Annotated in this window: 16 protein-coding genes; 12 read left to right on the top strand and 4 right to left on the bottom strand. The window is 68.3% G+C overall.

The features are described from left to right. Nucleotides 1-233 precede the first annotated feature (233 nt). The 5 genes from sucC to ACYQ2W_RS22765 all read left to right on the top strand — a co-directional run bounded on the left by sucC (nucleotide 234) and on the right by ACYQ2W_RS22765 (nucleotide 4,753). Nucleotides 234-1,403, top strand: coding sequence for an ADP-forming succinate--CoA ligase subunit beta (sucC, locus tag ACYQ2W_RS22785; RefSeq protein ID WP_459872668.1), 1,170 nt, complete (start codon nucleotides 234-236; stop codon nucleotides 1,401-1,403). Nucleotides 1,404-1,526: 123 nt separating this feature from the next. Continuing rightward, complete coding sequence (sucD, locus tag ACYQ2W_RS22780; RefSeq protein ID WP_459872666.1) at nucleotides 1,527-2,393, top strand: succinate--CoA ligase subunit alpha; 867 nt, start codon at nucleotides 1,527-1,529, stop codon at nucleotides 2,391-2,393. Between the two features lie 117 nt (nucleotides 2,394-2,510). Then, nucleotides 2,511-2,714, top strand: coding sequence for a type II toxin-antitoxin system HicB family antitoxin (locus ACYQ2W_RS22775; RefSeq protein ID WP_459872664.1), 204 nt, complete (start codon nucleotides 2,511-2,513; stop codon nucleotides 2,712-2,714). After that, nucleotides 2,711-4,351 carry an NAD+ synthase gene (locus ACYQ2W_RS22770; protein ID WP_459872662.1) on the top strand — a complete coding sequence of 547 codons (1,641 nt, stop codon included), beginning with the start codon at nucleotides 2,711-2,713 and terminating at the stop codon, nucleotides 4,349-4,351. Before ACYQ2W_RS22775 ends, ACYQ2W_RS22770 begins: the two co-directional genes overlap by 4 nt. Nucleotides 4,352-4,414: 63 nt before the next feature. Continuing rightward, on the top strand, nucleotides 4,415-4,753 hold the full coding sequence (locus tag ACYQ2W_RS22765; RefSeq protein ID WP_459872660.1) for a P-II family nitrogen regulator: 339 nt from the start codon (nucleotides 4,415-4,417) through the stop codon (nucleotides 4,751-4,753). 231 nt (nucleotides 4,754-4,984) lie between these two features. Here ACYQ2W_RS22765 and ACYQ2W_RS22760 read toward each other — a convergent pair whose 3' ends face one another. Continuing rightward, nucleotides 4,985-5,731: a phosphodiesterase gene (locus ACYQ2W_RS22760; RefSeq protein ID WP_459872658.1), complete on the bottom strand. Its 747-nt coding sequence runs from the start codon at nucleotides 5,729-5,731 to the stop codon at nucleotides 4,985-4,987. Between the two features lie 193 nt (nucleotides 5,732-5,924). On the opposite strand from ACYQ2W_RS22760, the gene yacG reads away from it, so the two are divergent. Further along, on the top strand, nucleotides 5,925-6,125 hold the full coding sequence (gene yacG, locus ACYQ2W_RS22755; RefSeq protein WP_459872656.1) for a DNA gyrase inhibitor YacG: 201 nt from the start codon (nucleotides 5,925-5,927) through the stop codon (nucleotides 6,123-6,125). Between the two features lie 183 nt (nucleotides 6,126-6,308). Here yacG and ACYQ2W_RS22750 read toward each other — a convergent pair whose 3' ends face one another. Then, complete coding sequence (locus ACYQ2W_RS22750) at nucleotides 6,309-7,247, bottom strand: Nudix family hydrolase (protein ID WP_459872654.1); 939 nt, start codon at nucleotides 7,245-7,247, stop codon at nucleotides 6,309-6,311. Between the two features lie 189 nt (nucleotides 7,248-7,436). Next, entirely contained in the window at nucleotides 7,437-8,654 is a 1,218-nt protein-coding gene (gene argJ, locus ACYQ2W_RS22745; RefSeq protein ID WP_459872652.1) for a bifunctional glutamate N-acetyltransferase/amino-acid acetyltransferase ArgJ, read from the bottom strand. Between the two features lie 143 nt (nucleotides 8,655-8,797). Between argJ and ACYQ2W_RS22740 the strand changes: the two genes are divergently transcribed. From ACYQ2W_RS22740 to ACYQ2W_RS22715, 6 genes are all read left to right on the top strand, one after another. After that, on the top strand, nucleotides 8,798-9,088 hold the full coding sequence (locus ACYQ2W_RS22740; protein ID WP_459872650.1) for a late competence development ComFB family protein: 291 nt from the start codon (nucleotides 8,798-8,800) through the stop codon (nucleotides 9,086-9,088). A gap of 141 nt (nucleotides 9,089-9,229) precedes the next feature. Next, the gene (gene gcvT, locus ACYQ2W_RS22735; RefSeq protein ID WP_459872648.1) at nucleotides 9,230-10,318 is read left to right on the top strand and encodes a glycine cleavage system aminomethyltransferase GcvT; all 1,089 of its coding nucleotides are present in this window, start codon (nucleotides 9,230-9,232) and stop codon (nucleotides 10,316-10,318) included. A gap of 115 nt (nucleotides 10,319-10,433) precedes the next feature. Continuing rightward, nucleotides 10,434-10,820, top strand: a complete 387-nt coding sequence (gene gcvH / locus ACYQ2W_RS22730) for a glycine cleavage system protein GcvH (RefSeq protein ID WP_459872646.1) — start codon at nucleotides 10,434-10,436, stop codon at nucleotides 10,818-10,820. Nucleotides 10,821-10,879: 59 nt separating this feature from the next. Beyond that, the gene (gene gcvPA / locus ACYQ2W_RS22725; protein WP_459872644.1) at nucleotides 10,880-12,283 is read left to right on the top strand and encodes an aminomethyl-transferring glycine dehydrogenase subunit GcvPA; all 1,404 of its coding nucleotides are present in this window, start codon (nucleotides 10,880-10,882) and stop codon (nucleotides 12,281-12,283) included. Between the two features lie 116 nt (nucleotides 12,284-12,399). Beyond that, nucleotides 12,400-13,842: an aminomethyl-transferring glycine dehydrogenase subunit GcvPB gene (gcvPB, locus tag ACYQ2W_RS22720; RefSeq protein ID WP_459872642.1), complete on the top strand. Its 1,443-nt coding sequence runs from the start codon at nucleotides 12,400-12,402 to the stop codon at nucleotides 13,840-13,842. An 83-nt stretch (nucleotides 13,843-13,925) separates the two neighbouring features. Continuing rightward, the gene (locus ACYQ2W_RS22715; RefSeq protein WP_459872640.1) at nucleotides 13,926-14,210 is read left to right on the top strand and encodes a segregation and condensation protein A; all 285 of its coding nucleotides are present in this window, start codon (nucleotides 13,926-13,928) and stop codon (nucleotides 14,208-14,210) included. Between the two features lie 27 nt (nucleotides 14,211-14,237). Here the strand turns inward: ACYQ2W_RS22715 and ybiA are convergent, their stop codons facing one another. Continuing rightward, a complete protein-coding gene (ybiA, locus tag ACYQ2W_RS22710; protein ID WP_459872638.1) occupies nucleotides 14,238-14,708 on the bottom strand; it encodes a riboflavin biosynthesis intermediates N-glycosidase in 471 nt (156 codons plus the stop codon). Between the last annotated feature and the right edge of the window lie 48 nt (nucleotides 14,709-14,756).

The following is a 14,756-nucleotide window of genomic DNA, read 5'->3' as shown; positions in this document are numbered from 1 at the left end:
GTGATCCCTTGGCAAGCGCCGCAACGCGGGCCTGGCGCTTCCGGGGGGGCGCCCTTCGGGCGAGCCGCTGGGCGGCCATCCGCAGCAAAGCGCCCTCTTGAGGCACGGCGGCTGCCCCGGCGAGGGCGTGCCTTGCGGCTGACCGCCCAGCGGCTCGCTGATGGCCGATTTGTGGGTAAGAGGCAGGACTAGCTCTTGTGCGCCCCCTTCGACCTCGACAAGGTAGAGACACCATGAATCTGCACGAATACCAGGCGAAGCAGCTGTTCGCCCGCTACGGCATCCCGGTCCCCCGCGGGATCGCCGCCACCTCCGTCGACGAGGCGCTCAACGCCGCCCGCGAACTGGGCGGCGAGCGCTGGGTGGTGAAGGCCCAGGTCCATGCCGGCGGCCGCGGCAAGGCCGGTGGCGTCAAGCTGGTCAGCGGCCAGGAGGAACTCTCCGCCTTCGCCGACGGGCTGCTCGGTTCCCGCCTGGTCACCGGCCAGAGCGGCGGCAACGGGCTTCCGGTCAACACCGTGTTGGTGGAGTCCACCGCCGAGATCAGCCGCGAACTCTACCTCGGTGCGCTGATCGACCGCGCCAGCAAGCGCTTGGTATTCATGGCCTCCAGCGCCGGCGGCATGGACATCGAGGAGGTGGCCGCGACCACCCCGGAGAAGATCCTCAAGGTGGCGGTCGACCCGGTGGCCGGCCTGCAGCCCTACCAGGCGCGCAAGCTCGCCTTCGGCCTGGAGCTGGAGGGCAAGCAGATCGGCGCCTTCGCCAAGCTGATGCTGGCCTTGGAGAAGCTCTTCAAGGAGAGCGACGCCTCGCTGGTCGAGGTCAACCCGCTGGTGGTCACCGGCGCGGGCGAGCTGATGGCGCTCGACGCCAAGGTCAACCTCGACGACTCGGCGCTCTACCGCCACCAGGAGCTGGCCGCCGAACGCGACGCCAGCCAGGAGGACGAGAAGGAGCACGCCGCCCACCAGCACGGCCTCAACTACGTCAGCCTCGACGGCGACATCGCCTGCATGGTCAACGGCGCGGGGCTGGCGATGGCCACCATGGACATCATCAAGCTGCACGGCGGCGACCCGGCCAACTTCCTCGACGTCGGCGGCGGCACCACTGCCGAGAAGGTGGCCGAGGCGTTCAAGCTGATCCTCGCCGGCGGCGGGGTAAAGGCGATCCTGGTCAACATCTTCGGCGGCATCGTGCGCTGCGACCTGATCGCCGAGGGGATCATCCAGGCGGTCAAGGAGGTCGAGCTCGACGTGCCGGTGGTCGCCCGCCTGGAGGGGACCAACGCCGAGGCCGGTCGCGAGCTGCTCGCCGGCTCCGGCATGAACATCATCCCCGCCAGCGACCTCACCGACGCCGCGCAGAAGGCGGTCGCCGCGGCGAAGCAGGAAGCGTGACAGCCACTCGCCCTTCTGATCGAACCGCAGATTAACGCGGATTTCCGCAGATTTTTCCAAGAATCCATCTGCGAAAATCTGCGTGAATCTGCGGTTGATTCTTTCGACGGAGAGAACCGAACGATGAGCATTCTGATCGACAACAAGACCAAGGTGATCTGCCAGGGCTTCACCGGCCAGCAGGGCACCTTCCACTCCCAGCAGGCGATCGCCTACGGCACCTGGATGGTCGGCGGCGTCACCCCCGGCAAGGGTGGCCAGCGCCACCTCGATCTGCCGGTCTTCAACACCGTCCACGACGCGGTGGCCGAGACCGGCGCCGAGGCGACGATGATCTACGTCCCCGCGCCGTTCGCCGCCGACGCGATCCTCGAAGCGGCCGACGCCGGCATCAAGGTGATCGTCTGTATCACCGAGGGCATCCCGGTGCAGGACATGCTCAAGGTGAAGGAGTCCCTGAAGCAGTATGGAGCACGCCTGATCGGCCCCAACTGCCCCGGCGTGATCTCCCCCGGCGCCTGCAAGATCGGCATCATGCCCGGCGCGATCCATCAGCCGGGCAAGATCGGCATCGTCTCGCGCTCCGGCACGCTGACCTACGAGGCGGTCTACCAGACCACCCGGGCAGGCCTCGGCCAGTCCACCTGCGTCGGCATCGGCGGCGACCCGATCCACGGCATGAACTTCGTCGACTGCCTGGAGCTGTTCCAGGCCGACCCGCAGACCGAGGGGGTGATCATGGTCGGCGAGATCGGCGGCAGCGCCGAAGAGGAGGCCGCGGCCTACATCCAGGCGCACGTCACCAAGCCGGTGGTCGCCTACATCGCCGGCGTCACCGCCCCCCCCGGCAAGCGTATGGGCCACGCCGGAGCGATCATCGCCGGCGGCAAGGGCACCGCGGGAGAGAAGTTCGCGGCACTGGAGGCTGCGGGTGTCCGCACCGTCCAGTCTCCGGCGGAGATGGGAGCGGCGATGGCGGAACTTCTCTAACGTTGAACGTTTAGTGTTGAGTGTTTAGTGAAAGAGGGCGCTTCGTGCGACGATGCGGGATTGGCGCGCGAAGCGCACATTCACTAAACGCCGACGACAAGACAAACGGTGCACACTATGAAATTGAAGGTCATCGTGCATAAGGCGGAAGAGGGTGGCTACTGGGCCGAGGTCCCCGCAATCAACGGTTGCGCTACCCAGGGAGAGACCTTCGAAGAGTTGCTCACCAACCTCTATGAGGCAGTGGAAGGATGCCTGTCCGTGGACGTGGACCAACTGGATGTTTCCGAAAATGATGAGGTCCTGGAGATCGCCGTGTGAAATCGATATCCGGCCTGCGCATCGCCATCGCCCAGCTCAATCTGCTGGTGGGCGACATCGCGGGCAACGCCCGCAAGGTGATCGACACCGCCCTGCGCGCCCGCGACGAACACGCCGCCGATGCGGTGATCTTCCCGGAGCTCACCCTCACCGGCTACCCTCCCGAAGACCTGCTGCTGCGCCCCGGCCTGCTGCCCCAGGTGGAGAAGGCGCTGGCCGAGATCAACCGCGAGGTCGCCGGCATCCACCTGATCCTCGGCTACCCGCGGGAGGGCGCCAACGGCCTGCACAACAGCGCCGGCGTCCTGCGCGACGGCAGGATCCTCGGCGAATACCACAAGCAACAGTTGCCCAACTACAGTGTCTTCGACGAACGGCGCTACTTCACCCCGGGCGGCAGCCCCTGCATCGCCAATCTCAACGGCATCCATGTCGGCCTGACCCTCTGCGAGGACATCTGGTTCCCCGGCCCCGCCGCCCAGGCGCGGGAAGCCGGGGCACAGCTGATCCTCAACCTCAACGCCTCCCCCTTCCACGCCGGCAAGTGGCGCGAGCGGGAGGAGACCCTCACCCGCCGCTGCGCGGAGAACGGCCTGCCGATCGTCTACGCCAACCTGGTGGGCGGCCAGGACGAACTGGTCTTCGAGGGCGAATCGCTGGTGGTCGACGGCGCGGGCCGCGTGATCTTCCGCGCCCCGCAGTTCGAGGAGGGGCTCTACTGGGTCGACTTCGATCTGCTCGACGGCCGGGCGGTGCCGCGCCCGGCGGTGGCGGTGGCACCGCTGTCGCTGGAGGAGAGCACCTACCGGGCGCTGGTCCTGGGCGTGCGCGACTACGTCATCAAGAACGGCTTCCAGGGGGTGGTGATCGGGCTCTCCGGCGGCATCGACTCGGCGCTCACCCTGGCGATCGCCGTCGACGCCCTCGGACCGGACAAGGTGGAGGCGGTGATGATGCCTTCACGCTACACCGCCGACATCAGCCAGATCGACGCCGAGGCCGAGGCCCGCGCCCTCGACGTCCACTACCGGGTGATCCCCATCGGGCCGGCCGTCGACACCTTCAACGAGATGCTCGCCGAGGAGTTCGCCGGCACGCAACCCGACGCCACCGAGGAGAACATCCAGGCGCGCACCCGCGGCATCCTGCTGATGGCGATCTCCAACAAGCGCGGCAAGATGGTGCTCACCACCGGCAACAAGAGCGAGATGGCGGTGGGCTACGCCACCCTCTACGGCGACATGGCCGGCGGCTTCGCGCCGCTCAAGGACGTGCCCAAGACCCTGGTCTTCCGACTGGCCCGCTGGCGCAACGCGATCAGCCCGGTGATCCCCGAGCGGGTGATCACCCGCCCGCCCTCGGCCGAACTCGCCCCCGACCAGAAGGACGAGGATTCGCTGCCCCCCTACGAGGTGCTCGACCCGATCCTCGAGCGCTACGTGGAGCGCGACTACTGCGTGGCGCAGATCGTGGCCGACGGCTATGATGAGGCCACCGTGCGGCGGGTGGTGGGGATGGTCAACCGCAACGAATACAAACGGCGCCAGGCCCCCCCCGGGGTGCGCGTATCGCGCCGCGCCTTCGGCCGCGACCGCCGCTACCCGCTCACCTCCGGCTTCAGCCCGACGCACAGTTGAGGCGGACGGTTTGACCCTACGCAAACAACGCTACCGACACCCAAATTACGAAGGGGAAGAGAGATGAAGAAGATCGAAGCGATCATCAAGCCGTTCAAGCTGGACGACGTGCGCGAGGCGCTCTCCGAGATCGGCGTCACCGGCATGACCGCCACCGAGGTGAAGGGCTTCGGCCGCCAGAAGGGCCACACCGAGCTCTATCGCGGCGCCGAATACGTGGTGGACTTCCTGCCCAAGGTAAAGGTGGAGGTGATCGTCAAGACCGAAGACGCCGAGCGCTGCATCGAGGCGATCACCGATGCCGCCCGCACCGGCAAGATCGGCGACGGCAAGATCTTCGTCTACCCGGTGGAGAAGGTGGTGCGCATCCGCACCGGCGAAGAGGACGAGTCGGCCATCTAAACAACCCCCTCCCCGTCTCGTTGCCACGCTCCGCGTGGCAACGTCTTCTCCGACGCTCCGCGTCGCATCCCAAGTCCGATCAGCAGGTCGTGGGAGATCTCAACCACCGAACCGTCCCCAACGACCGACGCGGAGCGTCCAAAACGATGCGCCTCCGTCAACGTCAAGGCCGAGTTACCACGCAGAGCGTGGTAACCAGGGGTGGTTCATTCCAACACCTCGTTACCTCGCTCAGCCCCTCCCATCCAACCACACCACCTCGGTCTCCAACGAACCGCCGGGGCCGAGGATGAGGCGGCGGTAACCGGGCGGCCGCTCGTCGAGGGCGAATTCGTCGGCACCAGGGAGAAACTGCACCGAGGTGGCAGGAACGCCGAACAGCGGCACCCCGCCCGCCTGCCCTTCGAACGCCTGGTGGACATGTCCGAAGAGCACCCCCTTCACCCGCCGCCGGCCACGCAGCGCGGCGATCAGCGCCGCCCCGTTCTCCAGCCCCAGCTCGTCCATCCAGCGACTGCCCACCGCCACCGGCGGGTGGTGGACCACCACCAGGGTGTTCAGCTCCGGCGACGCCTCCAGCCAGCGATCGAGCCGCGCCAGCTCGCTCTCCGCCAACCGCCCACCTACTTCACGCGGCACGCACGAGTCCAGCGGCAGCACCTGCCACCCCCCGTCGCGCCACGGATGCATGAAATGGATCGGCCCGCCAGCCAGCCGCTGGGCCATGGTCGCCGGGTCGTCGTGGTTGCCGGGCACGCAGAGCACCGGACAATCCAGTTCAAGCAGCACCTCACGCAGCCGCCGGTACCCCCCGCCGAGTCCATCCTGGGTCAGGTCCCCGCTGGCGATCACCAGCGCCGGCCGCTCCGCGGCCACCCGCGCCAGCACCGCCCGCAGGCGCCCCTCGGCATCGATCCCCCGATAGTGCTCCTGCGGGTCGGCATAGAGATGAAAATCGCTGATCTGGATGACCTTCATGATCCCTCCGGGGAATGAATATCGTAGGGTGGAGAGCGCAGCGCATCCACCGAACCGGAGGCGCCGGCGCGCAGGACACGACGAGCCTTCCGAACGTCCCGGGGCTCGCCATCGGGCCCGTCGCTTCCGTTCTGGTGGATGCGCTGTGCTTATCCACCCTACGGGGCCTTCGCCTCGCGGTATACTGCCGATCATGAGCGATACCAAGACGAAGCGCGTGGCCTGCCCCACCTGCGGCAAGCCGGTGGCATGGGGCCCGGAGAGCCCGTACCGCCCCTTCTGCAGCGAGCGCTGCCGGCTGATCGACCTCGGCGAGTGGATCAAAGAGGAGCGCCGCATCCCCGGCCAGGACCTCCCCCCCACCTTCGACGACGACCCCGGCTGGAACGGGTAGCCTTTCCCCGCGCCGGCACTTCAACGCGGAGAACGCAGAGACGCGGAGTTCGCAGAGAAGAAATTTCGCCCCAAATCGCGCCTCATGACGCGCCGGCCACACTGCCGCAACCAACCCGCTTCTCTCTCTGTCTTTGCGCTCTCCGCGTCTCTGCGTTCTCCGCGTTTCCGGTGCCCAACTCGACTAATCGGACGGCCACAGGCCGGTGATCGCGGCGTAGCCCTGGGCGCCGTGGGTCCAGGTCCAGTCGAGGTGGCTCTCCTTCATGCCACCGAGGGCGTAGAGTGGGATCTTCGCCTCCTCGGTGATCGCCCGCAGCCCCGGCCAGCCGAGGGTCGGCGCGCCGGGATGGCTTTGTGTCGGCAGCACCGGCGAGATCACCGCGAAGTCGGCGCCGATCGCCTCGGCCCGGCGCACCTCGTCGAGGTCGTGACAGGAGGCGGTGACCAGGAAACGGCCATCCAGCGGCCGCCCCTCCAGCGCCAACAGCCGCGAGGCGGTGAGATGGACCCCGTCGGCCCCGATCCGCGCCACCAACGCCGGATCACCGTTGAGCAGCAACCTCGCGCCGCGCTCGCGGCACACCGCCAGGGCCTGCTCGGCGAGCCGCTCGTAGGCCGCTTCAGCCAATCCCTTGGCGCGCAGCTGCACCAGCCGGACACCGTCCCCCAGCCCCTGCCGGAGCTTGGCCAGAAAGGCCTTCGCGTCGTCGGCCGGCTCGCGGGTGATCAGGTAACGCTCGGGCAGGCGGCAGGCGGTAACGATGGGACGGTTGGCCGCGGGAAAGTCGTAGTCGCCCAGTCGCTCCGGGTCGACCCACACCACCGGCTGCCCCTCCTTGCCGTGGGGCTCGCCGCTGAACCGCTCCACCCGCCAGACATCGAGCAGTACCGACTGGTCCGGGTAGTCGTGGCGCACCCGGATCAGCGGCCGCGGCGCCTCGATGTCGATCCCCAGCTCCTCGTGGAGCTCGCGGGCGAGCGCCTCATCGACCGCCTCCCCCTCCTCCACCTTGCCGCCGGGAAACTCCCACAGTCCCCCCTGGTGCTGATGCTCGTGCCGCCGGGCGATCAACACCTCACCCTTGCCGTTGAACACCGCCGCCGCCGCAACATGGATCACCGCTCGATGCCTCCAATACAGAAGAAGATTTCAACGCAAAGGCGCGAAGGCGCGAAGAACGCAAAGGGGTATGAAAAAACGATCCCTTTGCAACCTTCGCCTCTTCGACTCTTCGCCTCCAGGAACGGAGATACGCGGCGCGAGCAGGACGCGGAAGCCGCCAAGCCTTTGCGTTGGATGTTCATACCCTCAAGTGCGGTACTCGGCGTTGATGCGCACGTACTCATAGGAGAGGTCGGTGGTCCACACCCGCTCCTTGGCATCCCCTCGGCCCAGGTCGACGGTCACGGTGATCTCCGGCTCGTTCATCACCGCCTGGCCCGCCGCCTCGGTGTAGGCGGGGTCGCGACCGCCGTCACGGACGATGCACACCTCGCCGAGGCGGATGGTCACCGCATCGAGATCCATCTCCTCGACGCCGGCGCGTCCCACCGCGGCGAGGATCCGCCCCCAGTTGGGGTCGGAGGCGTGGAAGGCGGTCTTCACCAGCGGCGAGTGGGCAATGGTATAGGCCACGTCCAGACACTCCCGCTCGTCGCGCCCCCCCAACACCTCGACGGTGATGAACTTGGTCGCCCCCTCGCCGTCGCGGATGATCGCCTGCGCCAGCTCCATGCAGACCGCGGTGACCGCCTCGCAGAGGGTCTCGAAGGCGGGACCGTAGCCCTGGATCTCGGGGATCTCCGCCCGCCCGCTGGCCACCAGCACACAGGCGTCGTTGGTCGAGGTGTCGCCGTCCACGGTGATCCGGTTGAACGACTCGTTCACCGCCTCCTCCAGACACTCCTGCAACCGCTCGGCGGAGACCGGCGCGTCGGTGGCGACGTAGGCGAGCATGGTCGCCATGTCCGGGCGGATCATCCCCGAGCCCTTGGCGATGCCGGTGACGGTCACCGTCCGCCCCTCGATCACCACCTGGCGGGAGGCCCCCTTGGCCACCGTGTCGGTGGTCATGATCGCGCGCGCCGCCCGTTCCCACCCCGCCTCGCTCAGATCGGCCAGCGCGGCGGGCAGACCGGCGGCCAGTCTCTCCACGTTGAGCGGCTCGCCGATCACCCCGGTGGAGAAGGGGAGCACCGCCTGCGCCGCGCAGCCGGCGAGCCCCGCCAGCGCCGCGCAGCTCGCCTCGGCGGCCACCATGCCGGCCGCGCCGGTGCCGGCATTGGCGTTGCCGGAGTTGACCAGCAAGAAGCGCGGCGCGCCCGCCGCCAGGTGGCGCCGGGCGAGGGTCACCGGCGCCGCGCAGAAGGCGTTGCGGGTGAACACCGCCGCGCCCCGCCCGCCCTCCGCCAGCTCCAGCACCACCAGGTCGTCCCGCCCCTGGTAGCGAATCCCGGCGGCGGCGGCCCCCAGGCGCACGCCGGGGACGGGGTGGAGAACGGGCAAGCCCTGCAAGCCAACAGCCATGATCGTGATCCTCTGGGTTGAATTAGGACGAAGCGGCCATTTTAACGCCGTACGCGGGCAGCCCGATACGGCCCTCCTTGCCTTTGGGAGCACGCTGGACAAGAGTTACGGTGGAGAGCGAAGAACAAACCGAGGAGCGTCTCATGTTTTCGACCATCACCAACTATTACGAGCGTCTGGTTTTCGAGCGGCTCCACGCCCTGCTCAAGGAGAAGGAGGGGGGCATCGACCCGGAATACCTGGACGACGTCGCCTGCGTCGCCCTGAACCGCCTGCCCCCGCGCTACGTCCGCCACTCCGTGGACCTCGCCTTCCACATGAGCGACGCGGAGTGGGAGGCGCTGCTCCAGGAAGTGGACGCCGTGGTCACCGAGTCGCTGGAGTTCACCAAGCGACGCCACGACGCCCGTCCCGTCTCCGGCGAGTACGAATAGAACGGTCGAGGCGTGGCCGGAAACGGGGACACGTCGACGCGACGCCGCGCCCTTCCGTCACGCCTCACGCGCAATCCATCACCTCTTCAAAATCCCTGCGCTGCGGTAGAATCGCTCCCCCCAAACCGACGGAGTCCCGCCATGGGCCGACGCACCCCGCTCTTCGACCTCCACACCGCCCTCGGCGCCCGCCTCGTCGACTTCGGCGGCTGGGAGATGCCGCTCCACTACGGCTCCCAGATCGAGGAGCACCACGCGGTACGCAACGATGCCGGGCTGTTCGACGTCTCCCACATGACCGTGGTGGACCTGCGCGGGACGGGCGCTCGCGACTACCTGCGCCGGCTGCTGGCCAACGACGTGGACCGGCTCCAGGCCCACGGCCGCGCCCTCTATAGCTGCATGCTCAACGAGGCGGGCGGGGTGATCGACGACCTGATCGTCTACTTCATGACCCCCGAGTGGTACCGGGTGGTGGTCAACGCCGCCACCCGCGACAAGGACCTCGCCTGGATGGAGGCGCACCTGGCCGGCTTCGACGCCACCCTCACCGAACGCGCCGACCTGGCGATGATCGCGGTCCAGGGTCCCAACGCCCGCACCAAAGCGGAGCCGCTGCTCCCGGCCGCGGCCATCGAGGCGGTGCGCGCCCTCGTCCCCTTCAGCGCCGTCGAGGCCGGGGAGTGGTTCATCGCCCGCACCGGCTACACCGGCGAGGACGGCCTGGAAGTGATGCTGCCGGCGGCCCGGGCGGAGGCGTTCGCCCGGGGATTGATCGAAGCCGGCGTACACCCTTGCGGCCTCGGCGCCCGCGACACCCTGCGCCTGGAGGCGGGAATGGCCCTCTACGGCCAGGACATGGACGAGGAGACCTCGCCGCTGGCCGCCGGACTGGCCTGGACGGTGAGCTGGACCGACGAGGCCCGTGACTTCATCGGCCGTGCCGCCCTCGCCCCGCAGCGGGAGAACCCGCCGCCGATGAAGCAGGTCGGGCTGCTGCTGGAGGGGCGCGGCGTGCTCCGCGCCCACCAGCCGGTGAGCTGCGACGGCGGCGCGGGCGAGATCAGCAGCGGCACCTTCTCCCCCACCCTGCAGCGGGCCATCGCCCTGGCCCGCGTGCCGCGCGATTGCGGCGACTCGTGCCAGGTGGACATCCGTGGCAAACTTCACCCGGCGCGGGTGGTCAAGCCCCCTTTCGTCCGTCACGGCAAACCTTGCATCGAGTTGTAAGGAGTTCGCCACGGAGCCACGGAGGGCACGGAGCGGAAACGGTCACACAACCTCCGTGCCCTCCGTGGCTCCGTGGCAAAAACGGTTTTCACCTCTTCGAACGGAACCCAATGACATGAGCAACGTCCCCTCCGAGCTGAAGTACACCGCCTCCCACGAGTGGGTGCGGGACAATGGCGACGGCACCGTCACCGTCGGCATCACCGACCACGCCCAGGAGGCCCTCGGCGACATGGTCTTCGTCGAAGTGCCGGAGGCGGGCCGTGCGGTGGCCGCCGAGGAGGCGTGCGCGGTGGTGGAGTCGGTGAAGGCCGCCTCCGACGTCTACAGCCCGCTGGCCGGCGAGGTGGCAGAAGGCAACGGGGCCCTGGCCGACGCCCCGGAGAAGGTCAACGAAGACCCCTACGGCGAGGGCTGGCTGTTCAAGCTGCGCCTCGACGGCGACCTCTCCGCCCTGATGGACGCCGGCGCCTACCAGGCCCACTGCGACGCTGAAGAGTGAACAAGAAGAGATATCCGCAAATGAACGCGAATGATCTTCTTTTCTGAGCAGGGATCGTCATGCCCTTCATTCCCCATACCGAGGAGGACGTCCGGGCGATGCTCGGCGCCATCGGCGCCGAGACCACCGAGACGCTGTTCGACGAGATCCCCGCCGCGCTGCGTGCCAAGCCCCTGGAGGGGATCGGCCGGGGCCTCTCCGAGATGGAGATCGGCCGGCTGATGGAGGAGCGCGCCGAGCGGGACGGCCGCTACCGCTGCTTCATCGGCGCCGGCGCCTACGAGCACCACATCCCGGCGGCGGTGTGGGAGATCGCCTCGCGCGGCGAGTTCTACACCGCCTACACCCCCTACCAGGCGGAGGCGAGCCAGGGCACCCTGCAACTGCTCTACGAATTCCAGACCATGATGGCGGAGCTGACCGCCATGGAGGTCTCCAACGCTTCCCTCTACGACGGGGCTTCGGGGCTCGCCGAGGCGGTGCTGATGGCGGTGCGCGCCAACCGCAAGTCCCATTCCAAGCGGGTACTGATGCCGACCACCGTCCACCCCGCCTACCGGGCGGCGGTGAAGAGCATCGTCGGCAACCAGGGGATCGAGCTGGTCGAACTGCCCTACGACCCGCAAGGCGGCCACACCGACCCGGCGCTGCTCGCCCCCTACGCAGGCCAGGACATCGCCGCGCTGGTGATCCCCCAACCCAACTTCTTCGGCGTGCTGGAAGAGGCGGACGCACTCACCGACTGGGCGCGGGAGAACCACGCGCTCTCCATCGCCCTGGTCAACCCGCTGGCGCTGGCCCTGCTCAGCCCCCCCGGTGAGTGGGGGAGCGAGGGGGCCGACATCGCCGTCGGTGAAGGCCAGCCCCTGGGCGCGCCGCTCGCCTCCGGCGGCCCCTACTTCGGCTTCCTCACCTGCAAGCAGGCGCTGGTGCGCCAGATGCCGGGGCGGATCGTCGGCCGCACCGTCGACCTCGACGGCAAGGAGGGCTTCACCCTCACCCTGCAGGCCCGCGAACAGCACATCCGCCGCTCCAAGGCCACCTCCAACATCTGCACCAACCAGGGACTGATGGCCACCGCCGCCACCATCCACCTCACCCTGCTGGGGGCCGAGGGGCTGAAGCGCACGGCGATCGCCTGCCACGCCAACACCAACCGACTGGTTGAAAGGCTCACCGCGGTGGAACGGGTGGAGGCGGTGTTCGACCGCCCCCGCTTCCACGAAGCGGTGCTGCGGGTGGACGCCGACTGGGCCACCGTCGCCCGCGCCCTCGAAGTACAGGGGATCGTCGGCGGCTACCCGCTGGGCGACGACTACCCGGAGCTGGCCGGCTGCGTGCTGGTCTGCGCCACCGAGACCAAGACGGAAGCGGACCTCGACGACTACGCCCGCCACCTGGAGCGCATCGTCTCCCGCCAACAACCCTTCGTCTGCCCCAACAAACGCCCTCGCGACGCCTGAGGAAAAGATTTGTCCGCAAATGAACGCGAATAAACGCAAATGAAAAGAGAATTCTCTTATTTGCGTTTATTCGCGTTCATTTGCGGACCCTCTTCTTTTTGAGAGGTTGATTTGCCATGCTGATCTTCGAACACTCCAGTCCCGGTCGCCGGGCCGCCGCCCAGGCACCGGCCGAGGTCGAGGGGGTCGACGACATCCCCGAGCGGTTCCTGCGCAAGGCCCCGCCGCGGCTGCCGGAGGTCTCCGAGATGCAGGCGGTGCGCCACTACACCCGCCTGTCGCGCCGGAACTTCTCCATCGACACCGAGTTCTACCCGCTCGGTTCCTGCACCATGAAGTACAACCCACGGGTAGCCAACCGGCTGGCCGGCCTCACCGGCTTCGCCCGCCGCCATCCGCTCGCCCCGGCCAGCACCGGCCAGGGCTTCCTCGCCTGCCTGTTCGAGCTGCAGGAGCTGCTGCGCGAGGTGACCGGCATGCGCGGGGTCTCGCTCTCGCCAATGGCCGGCGCCCAGGGCGAGTTCGCCGGGGTGGCGATGATCCGCGCCTACCACGACGCCCGCGGCGACACCGCACGCAGCGAGATCCTGGTCCCCGACGCCGCCCACGGCACCAATCCGGCTACCGCGGTGATGTGCGGCTATACGGTGCGCGAGATCCCCACCGGCGCGAACGGCGACGTCGATGTCGAGGCGCTACGCGCCGCGGTCGGCCCGCAGACCGCCGGACTGATGCTCACCAACCCCTCCACCGTCGGCGTCTTCGACCGCAACATCGAGGCGATCGCCGGCGTCGTCCACCAGGCCGGCGGGCTGCTCTACTACGACGGCGCCAACCTCAACGCCATCCTCGGCAAGGTACGCCCCGGCGACATGGGCTTCGACGTCATCCACATCAACCTGCACAAGACCTTCTCCACCCCCCATGGCGGCGGCGGTCCCGGCGCCGGCCCGGTCGGGGTGAGCGCGCGGCTGCTCCCCTTCCTCCCCGGTCCCTTCGTGGTGAAAAAGGACGACGCCTACGACTGGGGCACGGCGGACCGGAGCATCGGCCGGCTGTCGGCCTTCATGGGCAACGCGGGCGTCCTGCTGCGCGCCTACGTCTACGCGCGGATGCTCGGCGCCGAGGGGATGGAGCGGGTGGCGGAATATTCGACGCTCGCCGCCAACTATCTGATGGCGCGGCTGGTCGCCGAGGGGTTCGAGGCCGCCTACCCCGACCGGCGGGCCAGCCACGAGTTCATCATCACCTTCCGCCGGATGGCCAAGGAGCTGGGGGTAAGCGCCATGGACGTGGCCAAGCGGCTGCTCGACCACGGCCACCACGCCCCCACCACCTACTTCCCGCTGCTGGTGCCGGAGTGCTTCCTGATCGAGCCCACCGAGACTGAGGCGAAGGAGGAGCTGGACCGCTTCGTCGCGGCCCTGGTGGCGATCCGCCGCGAGGCCGAACAGAGCCCCGAGACGGTCAAGGGCGCCCCCCACACCCTGCCGGTGAAACGCCTCGACGAGGTCCGCGCCGCCCGCCACCTCGACCTGCGCTGGTCACCGGCGGAGTAGGCATGGCCTTCATGGTTCACCATTCTGCCCCCACCAAATTCTGATAGAATCAGTCGGAAATACACCTCGAACAGGACACCCCGATGGATTTCGATCATCTGAGCAAAGACCAGCGCATCCTGCAGATGATGCGCAAGACCCTGACCAACGTCATCCGTGACGTCACCCCGCCGCCGGGTCACGTCTCCCCGATCACCGAAGGCACCTCAAAGGACATCCGCGACTGCCTCGCGCTGATCTCCGCCCGTGAGCGGGAGCTGGCCGAGGAGCTGGGTCAGGGGAGCGACCTGCGCCCGCGCTTCACCGACGAGCCGAAACAGGCCGAGGTGATCCCCCTGCACAAGTCGGGGCTGACCAAGAAGTCGTGACCGAGGGCGGCGCACGCGCCGCCCCCCTTACCCGACCTCCTCCAGCTCGCGCAGCTTGTCGCGTACCGCCATCAGCACCTTGCCGTAGCGATTCTCCCCGCGGCCGTCCCGGCCGCAGCCCCAGAAGTAGTCATACTGGCTGTTCTCGACGATCTTGTCGCTCCCGGTGGCCAGCAGCGCTCGCGCCACCTCCGGGTGGGCGCGGGATTTGATATAGACCCCACGGGTCATCACCGTCTCCCGCACCCGCCTCCAGTCGCCACGCACCGCCCCCTGGTGGCGCTTGGCCACCTCGCGCGCCTCGTTGGGATCGGGGGCGCCTCTCACCGCCTCACGCAGCGCGTCATCCTCGAACTTCATCCCCTGGTAGTAGTGCTCCACCGAGGGCCATTCGGCGCCGTCCAACTCGAAGCCATGGCGGGAGAAGGCCGCCAGCAGGTGGGTCGGGTCGCCACGCGAGACGTAGACGGTGGGTTCCTGTTTGAAGGAGAAGATCATGGAATGCTCCTAATGGTGGATACTCGCCCGACGCTGGCAATCCAATCA

It is taken from the genome of Endothiovibrio diazotrophicus (genome assembly GCF_054657215.1).
This window is presented reverse-complemented; position numbering and strand designations above follow the sequence as displayed.